The sequence below is a fragment of the Hydrogenophaga sp. A37 genome, assembly GCF_002001205.1.
Lineage (GTDB): Bacteria > Pseudomonadota > Gammaproteobacteria > Burkholderiales > Burkholderiaceae_C > Hydrogenophaga.
Window position 1 is genome coordinate 26,968 of the sequence record NZ_MUNZ01000075.1, and the last position, 14,030, is coordinate 40,997.

The following is a 14,030-nucleotide window of genomic DNA, read 5'->3' on the forward strand; positions in this document are numbered from 1 at the left end:
TGCGGTGCCGAAAAAGATCGTCGGAGCCAGCGGCGCCGCCCCACCTCCAGCACATGCCGCGGAACCGGCTTCGCCGGGCCGCTGGCATGGCCCCCTGGGGGGTGACGCGCAGCGGCGCGGGGGGGTTACAAAGATTTCCGCAAGTTCGCCGGCGCGATGCGCAGCGCCTCGCGGTACTTGGCCACGGTGCGGCGCGCACACTCGATGCCCTGCTCCTTGAGCAGGTCGGAGAGTTGGTTGTCGGAGAGCGGCTTGGCCGCTTCTTCGGCCGCGATGAACTGCTTGAGCAGCGCGCGCACCGCGGTGCTCGACGCGTTGCCACCGGTCTCGGTGCCGAGGCTGGAGCCGAAGAAGTACTTCAGCTCGTAGGTGCCGAACGGCGTGGACATGTACTTGGCGGTCGTCACGCGGCTGATCGTGGACTCGTGCAGACCCAGCTCGTCGGCGATCTCGCGCAGCACCAGCGGGCGCATGGCGAGCTCGCCGTGCATGAAGAAGTTGCGCTGGCGCTCGACGATGGCGCTGGAGACGCGCAGGATGGTGTCAAAGCGCTGCTGGATGTTCTTGATGAACCAGCGCGCCTCCTGCAGGCGCTGCTGCATGGCGGCGTGGCCGGCTTCGCCACCGTTGTCGCGGCCGCCACGGCTGCCGCGCATGGCGTTGGCGTAGACGTCGTGCACGCGCAAGCGGGGCATGACTTCGGCGTTGAGCGACACCTTGAAGCCGCGGCCGGCGCGCGTGACGATCACGTCGGGCACGACCACGTTGCGCTCCACGTCCACGAAACGGCGGCCCGGCTTGGGTTCCAGCCGAGCGATCAGCGACAGCCCAGCGCGCACGGCCTCGTCGTCCAGCCCGCAAAGGCCACACAGGCGCTTCACATCGCGCTTGGCCATGAGCTCCAGCGGCTGACCACAGATGGCAAGCGCCGCGCGGGCAGCCGGCGAATTGCGCAACTCCAGGATCTGCAGGCGCAGGCATTCGCCGAGATCGCGGGCACCGACACCGGCGGGCTCCATCTGCTGCAGCCACTGCAGCGCGGTGTTGAGCCGTTGTTCGATGGCCTCGATGACCTCAAACGCGGGCTCGGCGTGGGACACCGGTGAGGCCGAGAGTTGCCACCAGGCGCGCGCCAGCTCGGTCATGCGGTCTTCGAGGTAACCGTCGTCGTTGAGCGACTCGATCAGGAAATACAAGGCGGCGCGGTCTTCGTCGGAGAGGCGCAGGCAACGAGCCTGGTCGTGCAGGTGGTCCTGCAGGCTGACGGGCACACGCGCCAGATCGGCCGCGCTGGCGGTTTCGTCGTCTTCGCCGGAGGAGCTGTTGTTGCGCGCCGGGGCGTCACCGCCCCACTCGCTGTCGTCGGGCGCCATTTCGACGGTGCCGTCGCCTTCCCAGCTCTCTTCGACCGGGCTGGCGCCTTCAAGCCGGCTTTCCAGGTCGTCGGCGGGGGCGCTCTCGGACGGCGCGCTGTCGGTGCTGGACACGCGGCTGTCGAACTCGGTGGCGGCGGTGGGCGCGTCACCCGCCGGCGAGGCCGCGTCGGCAATCTGCTCGGCCACGCTGACCGGTGCATCGGTTTGCGCCAGACCAAAGTCCTCGCGCTCGGCCGTTTCTTCACCGCGCTCCAGAAACGGGTTTTCGTCGAGCATCTGCTCGACCTCTTGCGCCATTTCCAGCGTGGACAGCTGCAGCAGCCGGATCGACTGCTGCAGCTGGGGCGTGAGTGCGAGGTGCTGCGAGACCCGCAGCGACAGACCTTGTTTCACAGAGCGTGTCCCGCCTGCTCGGAAGAACGATTCGCCGCCGGGCCGCCCCAAGGCGAATCAGCCCCCGTGGGGGGCAGCGAACTACACGAAGTGAGAAGCGTGGGGGTCATGCTCACATGCGGAAGTTTTCGCCGAGGTACACGCGTCGCACCTCGGCGTTTTCAACGATCTCGGCAGAGGTGCCGCTGGCCAGCACGTGGCCGTCGCTGATGATGAAAGCGTGGTCGCAGATGCCCAGCGTTTCGCGCACGTTGTGGTCGGTGATCAGCACCCCGATGCCGCGCGCCTTGAGAAACCCAATGATGTGCTGAATCTCCAGCACCGCGATCGGGTCGATGCCCGCGAAGGGTTCATCGAGCAGGATGAAGCGGGGCCGCGTGGCCAGTGCGCGCGCGATCTCGACGCGTCGGCGCTCGCCGCCCGACAGCGACGGCGCGGGCGAGTCGCGCAGGTGGTCCACCCGCAGGTCTTTGAGCAGTTCGTCGAGCCGGCTTGCGATCTCGGATTCACCCAGCGGCTTGCCGTCGGGCCCGTGCTGCAGCTCAAGCACGGCGCGCACGTTTTGTGCGACCGTGAGTTTGCGGAAGATCGACGCCTCTTGCGGGAGGTAACCCAGGCCGAGCCGGGCGCGGCGGTGGATGGGCAGGGATTCGATGCGTTGTCCATCGAGCAGAATTTCACCGCCGTCGGCACGCAGCAGACCCACGATCATGTAGAACGACGTGGTTTTTCCCGCACCGTTGGGGCCGAGCAACCCCACGACCTCCCCTTTGCTCACTGACAGCGACACGTCTTGGACCACCTTGCGGCTGCCATAGGACTTCTTGAGGCCCCGAACTTCCAGGCGGCTGTTCGACGCCATCCCACCCTTTGGGCTGGAGACCACCTCTGTCACTTGCGAGGCTCGGTGATCTTGCCGCTGGGACGCAGCTTGGCCGGGTCGGTGGGCACAGGCGCCGGCGCGTTGGCGGCTGGCGCATCCGGGATCGGCGTGAGCATGGCGCGCACGCGGCCGGTCGGGTTCGCTGCGGTGCGGCTGGCGTCGCCGCCGCCCTTGACGGTGAACACCTCGGTCAGGCTGTTGTAGAGGATCTGGCTGCCCACGCTTTCATCGTTGAGCTGGGTGCCACGGTAACGGCGCAGCACGGCCCGCCCGGTGAACAGCACCGTTTCGGCCTTGCTGTCGTACTCGATGCGATCCCCTTCACCTTCGATCCACTCGTCCAGGCCTTCGCGCTTCTGGCGAAAGAACCCCGGCTTTTCAGGGGTGCCCACCAACAAGCCGAACTGATTGCCCGCGGGGTCCTGGCGCACGTCCATCTTGGAGCCGCGCATGACGATGGTGCCTTTGGTGAGCACCACATTGCCCGTGAACACGCTGGTCTGGCGCGTGTCTTCGTAGCGAAGTGCATCGGCCTCGATGTTCATGGGTTTGTCTTTGTCGGCCTTTTCAGCCCAAGCAGCTGCAGGCAGCGTCAGCGCGAGGACCGCGACAAACAACCAGGCGAAAGGACGGTGGGGCGTGGTGTGATGGGGCATGGCTTTGGGGAGGGCACAAATCTTGCATTCATTGTAGCGGTGCAAAACACGATTGTTTGCCCCGCCAAGACTTTGTTCCCCGTCTGAAAGCGCAAGGCCCGCTGTCTGCGGGCCTTGCGCTTTCAGACGGGCGAAAGGAATCAGCCTTTGCGAACCTCTGCGATCAGCGTGTCGGCGACCAGCAGGGTGCGCGGACCCTGGCCGCCCACGTAGAAGCGCCCCGCGACGCCCAGCGCGGGCGTGCCTTCAACCTGATAAGCGTCCTGAAGGCCGACGGCCTTTTCGCTCAGCTTGGCCGCAGCGCCGTTGAAGATGCCGGTGAACTGGTCGCGGTTCACGCCCTGCTTTTCCACCCAGGCCAGGATGGCGGGCGCGGTGGTCAGCGGCAGACGCTCTTCGTGGATCGCCTTGAAGACCTTCTCGTGCAGTTTGTCGACCAGCCCCATGGCTTCCAGCGTGAAATACAGGCGCTGCATCGGCACGAAATTCTGGTTGAAGGCCACCGGCATGCGGCGCACGTTGACGTGGGCTGGCTTGCGCTTGACCCAGTCGTTGAAGACCGGCTCGAAGTTGAAACAGTGGATGCAGCTGTAGGCAAAGAACTCGACCACCTCAACCTGCCCGGCGGGCGATTCGGTCAAAGCGGGCTTGGCCAGGCGCACAAAGTCCTTGCCCTCCTGGAAAGCGACACGCTGGGCCAGCGCGGGGGTCAGGCTCATACCGGCCGCTGCGGCGGCGCCGGCAGCGAGCAGATTGCGTGAAAAATCTCGACGGTGCATGGATTCAGACTCCTTGAATGGGATTGTTGGGGCTCTGGTCAAAGCGAAAAGTTCCGTGATGCGGCACCGCCAGCGTTCAACGCTGCACGCGCACCAGCGCGGCCTCCACGCCGTTGACCTCCAGCTGCTCGCGGGTGGCATCGGCCATCGACTTCTGGTTGAAGGGGCCCATGCGCACCCGGAACACGGTGCGCCCCGCCTGCTCGCGCTCGCTGACGGTGGCGTCCATGCCCAGCATCGCCAGACGGGCTTTCTGGGCTTGCGCTTCTTCAGGTGATCTGAAAGCCCCGGCCTGGACGAAATACGCGAACGGGTCCGCGCCCGCGGGGTCGGCGGCATCGCCCGTTTTGGACTTCATGAGATCGCCCAACGGATCTGCCGCCGGCTTGGCCGTGACCGCATCGGCAGGCTTGGCAGCGGGCTTGGCCGGATCGGCGGTAGGCGGCGTCGGCGCCGTGGTCTGTTCGGGTGCCACGGGCGGCTCCGGCAATGGCGCGGGTTTGCCGGCCAGGCCGGCGTTCGGGTTCCAACCCTTGTTGCGCTCGGCCTCGGCCGCGTCTTGCGCTGGCTTGCGCGACACACCCCGATCCACGAAAGGCACGGGAACGCGGGTGACGTACACCGCCACCGAGAGGGCCAGGCCCAGACCAACGAGCAGGCCGACCACGAAACCCGTGAGGGTGCCGCCGTGGTGCTTTCTCGCCTGCGTAGCTTGAAGTTTCATGGGTGCTTTCAATTCACATCTTTTGCGGTGCACTCACGCCCAGCACCGCCAAACCATTGTGCAATACCTGCGCGGTGGCAGCGACCAGCGCCAGGCGGGCTTTTTTCACGGCGTCGTCGTCCACGAGGATGCGCTCGGCGTCGTAGTAGCTGTGGTAACTGGCGGCCAGCTCGCGCAGGTAGAAGGTCAGGTCGTGCGGCGCGAAGTCGCGCGCGGCGTCGCTGAGCATGGCCGGGTATTTCTCCAGCAACAGCATGAGCGCCTGCGCGGCCGGGCTGTCGAGTGGCGACAGATCAACCTCTTTCAGGGTGTCCACCTCACCGCCCCAGGCGGCGAGCACCGAACAGATGCGCGCGTGGGCGTACTGCACGTAGTACACCGGGTTGTCGTTGTTCTTCTGCACGGCCAGATCGACATCGAAGGTGTATTCGGTGTCGGGCTTGCGGCTCAGCAGGAAGAAGCGCACGGCATCCTTGCTGGTCCATTCGATCAGATCGCGCAGCGTCACGTAGCTGCCGGCGCGCTTGCTGATCTTCACCTCTTCGCCGCCGCGCACCACGCGCACCATGGTGTGCAGCACGTAGTCGGGGTAGCCTTCAGGAATGCCCACGCCCGCCGCCTGCAGGCCGGCGCGAACGCGCGCGATGGTGCCGTGGTGGTCGGTGCCCTGGATGTTGATGACCTTGGTGAAGCCGCGCTCCCACTTGCTGATGTGGTACGCCACGTCGGGCACAAAGTAGGTGTAGCTGCCATCGCCTTTGCGCATGACCCGGTCTTTGTCGTCGCCGTAGTCGGTGGACCTGAGCCACAGTGCGCCGTCCTGCTCGTAGGTTTTGCCTGCGTCCACCAGCTTCTTCACGGCGGCGTCCACACGGCCGCTGGTGTAGAGGCTGGATTCGAGGTAGTAGTGGTCGAACTTCACCTGGAAGGCCTGCAGGTCCAGGTCCTGTTCATGGCGCAGGTAAGCCACAGCGAACTGGCGCATGCCGTCGAGGTCGTCCACGTCGCCGCTCGCAGTGAACTCGCGGTCGTCGGCGTGCACCGTCTTCTTGGCCAGAAAGTCGTTGGCGATGTCCTGGATGTAGTCGCCGTTGTAGGCGGCCTCGGGCCATTGTTCGTCGCCGGGCTTGAAGCCCTTGGCGCGCAGTTGGGTGCTGTTGGCCAGGGTGCCGATCTGCACGCCGGCGTCGTTGTAATAGAACTCGCGGTGCACGGCCCAGCCCTGGGTCTGGTACAGGCTGCAGATGGCGTCGCCCAGCGCGGCCTGGCGGCCGTGGCCCACGTGCAGCGGGCCGGTGGGGTTGGCCGAGACGAACTCGACCATCAGGCGCTGGCCGTTGGCCGCTTGTTGCCCGAAGCCGGCGCCGGCCTCCAGCACTTCCCGAATCACCTGCTGTTTGGCGGCGGGCGTCAGGCGGATGTTGATGAAGCCGGGGCCGGCGATCTCGATCTCGCGGACCCAGCGCTGATAGACCGGCAGCGCCAGCAGCGCCGCCTTGAGCTGTTCGCCGACCTGGCGAGGATTGAGCTTGAGCGGCTTGGCCAGTTGCATGGCGGCGGTCACGGCGAAATCGCCATGGGCCGCGACCTTGGGCGATTCGAAGGCGGCTTTGTCGCCGGCGCCGGGTGAGAGCTGGTCCAGCGCCTGGGCGAGGCCGGTCAGCAGTTCCTGTTTGATCTTGAGCATAGGGAGGGGATTTTAGGCGGCGGGCCGCCCACCCCCGCCCGGGGCCAGGCCGCTCCCACGACGACCGCAGCGTCCGTGGCGTGCTCGCGACACCCGTCCGGCGGAGCGCACGCTGGTGGCCGATCCGTTCGTTGACGCGCCGTCCTCTGCGCCGGGATGCGGTATGGTCGCGACGCCCGTTGCCGGGCAACGCTCACCCAGAGCCGCTGGGGCCTTCACGCAAGGAATTTCCATGAAAAAGCGCATCACCCTGCTGGCCCTCGCCGGCGCCTTCACCATGGCCCTGGCCCAGACCGCCGCTGCCCCGGCAACGGCGCCCGCTGAGGCGGCGCCCACGGCCCAGCAGAACCGCATGGTCAGCTGCAACCAGGAGGCCGGCGCAAAGAAGCTCGCGGGTGACCCGCGCAAGGCGTTCATGAAGTCGTGCCTGAGTGGCGAGACCGAACCCACTTCTCAGCAAAACCGCATGGTGATCTGCAACAAAGAAGCCGGTGAAAAGGCCCTCAAGGGCGATCCGCGCAAGGCCTTCATGAAGACCTGCCTGAGCGGCGAACCCGCCGCGCCCCTCACCCAGCAAGGCAAGATGACCAGTTGCAACGCCGACGCCACCGCCAAGGCCCTGAAAGGCGACGAGCGCAAGGCTTTCATGAGCACTTGCTTGAAAGGGTAGGTTCACAGCCCCCCACGCTCCGCCGCTGCGCGGGTCGCTGCCCACAGGGCCTGATCCGCCTTGGGGCGGCCCGGCGGCGGCTCCCCCTGCGCCGCTTCGCGGCTTCCCCCTTGGGAAAGGGGGACCGCACCAGTGGCCCGGCGAAGCCGGTTCCACGGTGTGTGCTTGGAAAGACACTTGCTCCGGCAAAGCAGGGCTTGGCTCAGAACCTGACGCTCAGTTCAGAGAAACCGGCGGCAGGCTCGCATGCGCCGCTGCTTTGACCGCCGCCGTCAGCCGCTGCGCCGACAGCGACTCGCGCTCCCAGTGTTGCCAATACAAGACCACGTCCACCGTGGCGCCGGGCAGCACGTCTTGCAGACCCGGGCGGTTGGACAAATCCTGCTCGGGCACCATGCCCCAGCCCAGCCCCAGCTCGATCGCGCGCTCGAAGGCGTCCACCGCAGGTGCGAAGTGGCGTGGGTAGTTCGGCTGTTTCAAGCCGAAGTGCTGCTCCAGAAAGGCGTCCTGCAGCGCGTCCTTGCGGTTGAAGATGATGGCCGGGTGCGCCAGCAGCTTGTGCGGTGACACGGCGCCGCGCGGCGTTCGACAGCGCTGCACCACCTCGGGTGCGGCCACGCAGCGGTAGCGCATCACGCCCAGCGGCTCGGCCACGCAGCCGCGCATGGGCTGGGCCAGCGTGGTCACGCAGCCGATCACGTCGCCGCTCTTGAGTGCGTCGTGCGTGTGGTCCTGGTCGTCGATCACAATCTCCAGCAACGACCGGTGGCGCTGCAGCAGCGGCGCCACGCCGGGCAGGAACCAGCTCGCCACCGAATCGGCGTTGATCGCGACGCTGAGCGACTGCCAGGCCGCATCGGCGCGCGCCTCACCGCCGCCCTGCAGGCCCGCGAGCAAGTCGGCCTCCATCATCTGCAGCTGCTTCACATGCGCCACCAGGGTCTGGCCGGCTGCCGTGGCGCGCACGGTCTTGCCGCGCACCAGCAGGCGTTGGCCCAGGTGCGCTTCCAGCGACTTGATGCGCAGCGACACCGCCGCCAGCGTGAGGTTGAGCGATTGCGCGGCCGGGCCGAAGCCGCCGTGTTCGACCACGGCGGCCAGGGCTTGCAGTTGGCGGGCGTCCAGCATGGATGAGGAAAACTTGATCGAACCAAAGATGGTTCAGATCAGTTTAACCAGCATCCGGGGGCAGATCGGCGTTGGCAGCGGTCGGGCCCGCCACCATGGACAAGCCGCTGTGGTCTTTGAGCCCCACGCCGGTCGCGCCCAGGCGCAGGCCTTCGCCCACCAGCCAGGCCAGGCGCCGCGCCGCGGTGAGCGGGTCCTGCCCGGCGGGCCGCACGTTGGAGATGCAGTTGCGCTCGGCGTCGTGGCGGCCCACGCGTGGCGCGTGGGTGAGGTAGATGCCCACGCTGTCGGGAGAACTCAGGCCCGGACGTTCGCCCACCACCATGGCGACCATGCGCGCGCCCAGCAGTTCGCCCACTTCGTCGGCCACCGCCACACGGGCCTGGCGCACCAGCACCGGCGGGCTGAGCGTCAGGCGCCCACCCAGGGCGACGCGGATGGCCGCCAGCAGGGGCAAGGCATGGCGCTGGATGCCCAGCGCCGAGAGGCCGTCGCCGATCACCAGCGCCAGGTCGGGCGCGGCGTGTTGCGCGCGCCAGGCCCGCAGCGCGTCCCCACTGGCGTCGTCGAGCCGACGCCCCAGATCGGGGCGCAGCAGGTATTCGGCCCGGTCGTGCGCCCGGCTGTGCAGGCACAGGGGCGCCGGCCAGCCGTCGGCCTGCAGTTGATCCGCCAGCGTGGCCAGGTCCAGCGGCAGGTGGATGGCATCGCGCGCCTGCGCATGGGCGAGCGAGAAACCCAACACCTCACGCGTGGGCAGGCTCACGCCGACACGCCCGAGCGCGATGCGCGCGGGCGTGTAGCGCTTCAGCGACGCCCAAGGATCGGCGCCGGGGTCGATCTCGGTGCGGGCGTCGGTGGGTGCGGGTGTCTGGTCGGGCGTCATGTGGGCTCCGGCAAGGTCCACAGGCGTTGTGACAGCGCGCCCTGCGCGGCGGCGGGGCGCAGGCGGCCGTCGGCCCCGGTCACACCGACGCGCTGGAGCCAAGCCTCGAATTCGGGCGCGCGCTTCAGCCCCAGCAAGTCGCGCAGCACCAGCGCGTCGTGGAAGGACGTGCTCTGGTAGTTGAGCATCACGTCGTCGGCGCCGGGCACGCCGATCATGAAGTTCAGCCCCGCGCTGGCCAGCAGCACCATGAGGTTGTCCATGTCGTCCTGGTCGGCCTCGGCGTGGTTGGTGTAACAGATGTCGCAGCCCATGGGCAGGCCCAGCAACTTGCCGCAGAAGTGGTCTTCCAGGCCGGCGCGGATGATCTGCTTGCCGTCGTAGAGGTATTCCGGCCCGATAAAACCGACCACGGTGTTGACCAGCATGGGCCGGTAGCGCCGCGCCACCGCGTAGGCGCGGGCCTCGCAAGTCTGCTGGTCCACGCCGTGGTGGGCGTTGGCCGACAGCGCGCTGCCCTGCCCGGTCTCGAAATACATGACGTTGTCACCCACCGTGCCGCGCTTCAATGCCTGCGCGGCGGCATGGGCTTCGTCCAGCAGCGCCAGGTCGATGCCGAAGGACCGGTTGGCCGCCTCGCTGCCGGCGATGGACTGGAACACCAGGTCCACCGGCGCACCCAGGCTGATGGCCTGCAGCGTGTTGGTGACGTGGGTGAGCACGCAGCTCTGCGTGGGCACGGCACCGCGCTCGATGACCTCGGCCAGCACCTGGTTCAGGCGCACCAGATCGGGCACGCTGTCGGACACGGGGTTGATGCCGATCACCGCGTCGCCCGCGCCGTGCAGCAGGCCGTCGATCAGGCTGGCGACGATGCCGGCCGGGTCGTCGGTGGGGTGGTTGGGCTGCAAGCGCACCGCGAGGTGGCCGCGCTGACCCACGGTGTTGCGAAAGCGGGTGACCACTTCGCACTTGCGCGCCACCAGCATCAGGTCCTGGTTGCGCATGAGCTTGCTCACGGCGGCCACCATCTCGGGCGTGAGGCCCGGTGAGAGCCGCGCCAGCGCGGCGGGCGTGGCGTGGTCGCCGAGCAGCCAGTCGCGGAACCCGCCGACCGTGAGGCTGGCCACCGGCGCGAACGCGGCGTGGTGGTGGCTGTCGATGATCAGCCGCGTGACTTCGTCGGTCTCGTAGGGAATCAGGGCATCGTCCAGAAAGCGCTGCAGCGGCACGTCGGCCAGCACCCAGCGCGCGGCCACCCGTTCCTGCTCGGTGGTGGCGGCCAGCCCGGCCAGGCAGTCGCCCGAGCGCAAGGGGGTGGCTTTGGCCATCACCTCGCGCAGGCTGTCGAAGCGGTAGGTCTGCAGACCCAGCGTCGCACTCAGGTTCACGTCAGCGGCTCCTCGGTGCGTGCTGTCGCACCGTGTGGTTCATTCTGCCGTGGCGGCGAGCATCGCGTCGTGCGGCGCGGCATCGCGCTGCGCGGCGGTCAGGCGGAAGTAGGCGTAGCCCAGCGCCATCAGGCCCAGGAAGATCAGCGAGAGCAGCTGGTTGAAGTACACCACCGCCGCCAGACAGACCACACCGCAACCGATGGCAATCGCCGGGAACAGCGGGTAGATCGGTGCGCGGAACGGGCGGGCCAGCCCTGGTTCACTGGCGCGCAGCTTGAACAGGGACGCCATGGACATGATGTACATGACCAACGCGCCCAGCACCGCCATGGTGACGATGTTGGCCGTCAGCGGCAGGCCGCCGATGGTGACCCACTGGTCGCTGAACACGGCCGCGATGCCCACGATGCCGCCGCCGACCAGCGCATTGACCGGGGTGCGGAAACGCGGGTGGACTTTGGCGAACATCGCCGGCAGGTAGCCGGCGCGGGCCAGGGCGAACATCTGGCGCGAATAGCCCAGCACGATGCCGTGGAACGAGGCGACCAGGCCGAACAGGCCGATCCAGACCAGCATGTGCAGCCAGCCGCTGGACTCGCCCACCACCATCTTCATGGCCTGGGGCAGCGGGTCGTTGATGTTGGCCAGCTTGGACCAGTCTCCCACGCCGCCGGCCATGACCATGACCAGGAAGGCCAGCGCCACCAGCGTCAGGATGCCGGTGATGTAGGCGATGGGGATGGTGCGCGTGGGCTCCTTGGCCTCTTCGGCCGCCATGGCCGCGCCTTCGATGGCCAGGAAGAACCAGATGGCGAACGGGATGGACGCGAAGATGCCGGCCCAAGTGCCCATGCTGAAGTCGGGCGAGCCGGCCCAGCCGTTGGCGGTGAAGTTGGCCAGCGACCAGCCCGGGGCCACCACGCCAGCGAACACCAGCAACTCGATCACCGCCAGGATGGTGACGAACAGCTCGAACGCGGCCGCGATGCCCACGCCAAGAGCGTTGAGCGCGATGAAGATCACGTAGGCGCCGACCGCCGCCCACTTCGGGTCCAGCGACGGGTACTGCACGTTCAGGTAGGCGCCGATGGCCAGCGAGATGGCCGGCGGCGCGAACACGAACTCCACCAGCGTGGCGAAGCCGGCGATGAACCCGCCGGTCGGCCCGAAGGCGCGGCGCGCATAAGCGAACGGGCCGCCGGCGTGCGGGATCGACGTCGACAGCTCGGTGAAGCTGAAGATGAAGGTGGTGTACATCAGCGCCACGAACAGCGTGGCGACCAGGAAGCCCAGCGTGCCGGCGCTGGCCCAGCCGTAGCTCCAGCCGAAATATTCGCCGGAAATGACCAACCCGACGGCAATGCCCCAGAGGGAGAAGGTGCCCAGCACGGGCTTGAGCTCCCGGGCAACCTGTTTGGATGTGGTGGACATGGCGTGTTCTCTTCTTGAAAGGAAATGAAGCCCGAACGGCTCGGGCGGCCCTGCCCACATCTTGGGCGGCCGCCGGCGGCGGCGGTATCCCGTTTGGGAAAGAGCGGCGCCAGCCAACGCGTTTTTTCCCAAACGGGATAGCGGTGGGCGGGTTTCCATGGAGCTGTACATGGCACGGAACTTGATACACCGTCAACACTGCGGCGCCCGGCGCGCCGAAAGAGGCCTCCATGCCCGCATCCGACCCCACCGATACCGCCCTCGCCTGCTTTCGCGTCAAACGCACCCGCGAGGTGGATGTGCACGCCCGCAACCTCGACGCCTGGGACCAGGACTACGTGCAAACCTCGCCGGGCGTGTTCCAGGGTCAGGTGCGCGAGCTGTTCGATGGGCCACTGCAGGCCTTCGAGGAGGTGGCCAACTGCGCCACCAGCCAGCACTGCCGCCCCTGGCAGGGCGGCGTCTGGCTGGGCCTGTCGGTGCCCGAACGGCCGGTCGACCTGCGCTTCATGGGCCGCACGGTCGGTGGCCACGAACTGATGATCTCCGACGGCAGCGAGGCCTTTGACCTGCAGGTGCCGGCCGGTCATGGCCTGTACGGCCTGGTGTTCGATCCGGGCGAACTGCGGCAGCATGTGCGCGCCCTAGATCAGGCCGAGGCCGCCCCGACGCGCAGCCCGGGTGTGCGCCTGCAGGTGCTCACCCCCACCCAGCGCTTTCGCCTGGTGGGACTGCTGCGCGAGGTGCTGCGCGGCCTGGAGGCCAACCCCGGCGCGCTGGCCCACGCCGCCAGCCGTCGCAGCCTGCGCGAAGCCCTGATGACCGTGCTGGCCGACACCCTGATGCCCGCCGACCAGGCCGACGCCGTCACCCCGCGCCAGCAGCGCCGCCAGGCGGTCGTGCGCCGGGTGCGCGAACTGATCACCGAACAGCCTCTGGAATACCTGGGCGTGGAGCGCCTGTGTTCGGAACTGCACGTCACCCGCCGCACGCTGCACAACTGCTTTCAGGACAGCCTGGGCATCAGCCCCGCGAACTACCTGCGCCTGGTGCGCCTGAACGCGGTGCGGCGCGAACTGCTCAATGCCCCGGGCGACAGGACCATCGTCGACGTGGCGGCGCGCTGGGGCTTCTGGCACATGGGCCACTTCAGCCAGGACTACAAGACCCTGTTCGGCGAACCACCTTCACACACCCGCCCCATGGCGCGAAGGTTCGACACATCATTCGATCAATCATTTTTTAACAAATGCTAGTTTTGATTGAAATGGTTTAACTGTTTTGGCGGCGGCGGCACACTCTGAGCCCTGACCGATGCGCCCCAGCGAGGGGCGCCGGCAAACCCCGGAACACCGCCATGACCCTGAGTTTCCCCACCTTTTCCGCCGGCATGGTGCTGAGCATGTCGCTGATCATGGCCATCGGCCCGCAAAACGCGCACGTGCTGCGCATGGGCCTGCAACGCCAGCACCTGTGGCTCACCGTGGCCGTGTGCGCGCTGTCCGACGTGGTGCTGATCGGCCTGGGCGTGCTCGGCCTGGCCCAGCTGGGAGGCCTGTCCGACAAGATGCTCGGCGCGCTGGTCGGTGCGGGTGTGCTGTTCCTCGGCGTGTACGGCTGGCGGGCGTTCCAGCGTTTCCTGAAGCCACAGGCGATCCCCGCGACGGACGGCCCCATCGATGGGCCGCGTCGCGCGCCCTCGTTGACACCGCGCCAGGCCATCCTGTCGGCGCTCGCTTTCTCCTGGCTCAACCCGCACGCCTGGCTCGACACCGCCGTGCTGATCGGCACCGCGTCGCTGGCCTATGGGCAAGGCAGCACCCTGTTCGGTCTGGGTGCCGCCACCGGCTCGCTGGTGTGGTTCTTGTTGCTCGGTGTGGCCGCTTTCTGGCTCGGCCGTCGGCTGAATTCACTGCGCATCTGGCGCTTGCTGGACGGCGCGGTGGCGCTGATGATGTGGGGCACAGCCGCCTGGCTTCTGACTTCGCTGGTTTGATCACATGACCCCCACCCGCCCCCACTC

Annotated in this window: 13 protein-coding genes; 3 read left to right on the plus strand and 10 right to left on the minus strand. The window is 67.6% G+C overall.

The window, feature by feature from the left end; genetic code table 11:
• Window positions 1–125 precede the first annotated feature (125 nt).
• The 6 genes from rpoN to argS form a co-directional block, all read right to left on the minus strand.
• On the minus strand, window positions 126–1,769 hold the full coding sequence (gene rpoN, locus B0E41_RS06300; protein ID WP_077330058.1) for an RNA polymerase factor sigma-54: 1,644 nt from the start codon (window positions 1,767–1,769) through the stop codon (window positions 126–128).
• Window positions 1,770–1,881: 112 nt separating this feature from the next.
• The gene (gene lptB / locus B0E41_RS06305) at window positions 1,882–2,631 is read right to left on the minus strand and encodes an LPS export ABC transporter ATP-binding protein (RefSeq protein ID WP_077330060.1); all 750 of its coding nucleotides are present in this window, start codon (window positions 2,629–2,631) and stop codon (window positions 1,882–1,884) included.
• Window positions 2,632–2,660: 29 nt separating this feature from the next.
• On the minus strand, window positions 2,661–3,308 hold the full coding sequence (lptA, locus tag B0E41_RS06310; protein ID WP_077330062.1) for a lipopolysaccharide transport periplasmic protein LptA: 648 nt from the start codon (window positions 3,306–3,308) through the stop codon (window positions 2,661–2,663).
• 140 nt (window positions 3,309–3,448) lie between these two features.
• On the minus strand, window positions 3,449–4,087 hold the full coding sequence (locus B0E41_RS06315) for a thiol:disulfide interchange protein DsbA/DsbL (protein ID WP_077330064.1): 639 nt from the start codon (window positions 4,085–4,087) through the stop codon (window positions 3,449–3,451).
• 76 nt (window positions 4,088–4,163) lie between these two features.
• Window positions 4,164–4,811 carry an SPOR domain-containing protein gene (locus B0E41_RS06320; protein ID WP_077330066.1) on the minus strand — a complete coding sequence of 216 codons (648 nt, stop codon included), beginning with the start codon at window positions 4,809–4,811 and terminating at the stop codon, window positions 4,164–4,166.
• Window positions 4,812–4,824: 13 nt separating this feature from the next.
• Window positions 4,825–6,498 carry an arginine--tRNA ligase gene (gene argS, locus B0E41_RS06325; protein WP_077330068.1) on the minus strand — a complete coding sequence of 558 codons (1,674 nt, stop codon included), beginning with the start codon at window positions 6,496–6,498 and terminating at the stop codon, window positions 4,825–4,827.
• 232 nt (window positions 6,499–6,730) lie between these two features.
• Between argS and B0E41_RS06330 the strand changes: the two genes are divergently transcribed.
• Window positions 6,731–7,168 carry a PsiF family protein gene (locus tag B0E41_RS06330; RefSeq protein ID WP_143433694.1) on the plus strand — a complete coding sequence of 146 codons (438 nt, stop codon included), beginning with the start codon at window positions 6,731–6,733 and terminating at the stop codon, window positions 7,166–7,168.
• A gap of 216 nt (window positions 7,169–7,384) precedes the next feature.
• On the opposite strand, the gene B0E41_RS06335 is transcribed toward B0E41_RS06330, so the two are convergent.
• From B0E41_RS06335 to eat, 4 genes are read right to left on the minus strand one after another with little or no spacing between them, the layout of a single operon-like run.
• Window positions 7,385–8,296 (minus strand): HTH-type transcriptional regulator ArgP, encoded by a 912-nt coding sequence (locus B0E41_RS06335; RefSeq protein WP_077330070.1) that lies wholly within the window; start codon window positions 8,294–8,296, stop codon window positions 7,385–7,387.
• Between the two features lie 43 nt (window positions 8,297–8,339).
• Window positions 8,340–9,182, minus strand: coding sequence for an ethanolamine ammonia-lyase subunit EutC (gene eutC / locus B0E41_RS06340; protein ID WP_077330072.1), 843 nt, complete (start codon window positions 9,180–9,182; stop codon window positions 8,340–8,342).
• Window positions 9,179–10,573 carry an ethanolamine ammonia-lyase subunit EutB gene (locus B0E41_RS06345; protein ID WP_077330074.1) on the minus strand — a complete coding sequence of 465 codons (1,395 nt, stop codon included), beginning with the start codon at window positions 10,571–10,573 and terminating at the stop codon, window positions 9,179–9,181. The genes eutC and B0E41_RS06345 overlap by 4 nt, the downstream gene beginning before the upstream one ends.
• Before the next feature lie 39 nt (window positions 10,574–10,612).
• A complete protein-coding gene (eat, locus tag B0E41_RS06350; protein ID WP_077330076.1) occupies window positions 10,613–12,007 on the minus strand; it encodes an ethanolamine permease in 1,395 nt (464 codons plus the stop codon).
• A gap of 230 nt (window positions 12,008–12,237) precedes the next feature.
• Here eat and B0E41_RS06355 point away from each other — a divergent pair, with 230 nt between their 5' ends.
• Together B0E41_RS06355 and B0E41_RS06360 are read left to right on the plus strand one after the other, a co-directional pair.
• Window positions 12,238–13,263 carry a helix-turn-helix domain-containing protein gene (locus tag B0E41_RS06355; RefSeq protein ID WP_077330078.1) on the plus strand — a complete coding sequence of 342 codons (1,026 nt, stop codon included), beginning with the start codon at window positions 12,238–12,240 and terminating at the stop codon, window positions 13,261–13,263.
• Window positions 13,264–13,364: 101 nt separating this feature from the next.
• Window positions 13,365–14,003, plus strand: a complete 639-nt coding sequence (locus tag B0E41_RS06360) for a LysE family transporter (RefSeq protein ID WP_077330080.1) — start codon at window positions 13,365–13,367, stop codon at window positions 14,001–14,003.
• The last annotated feature ends 27 nt before the right edge of the window (window positions 14,004–14,030 follow it).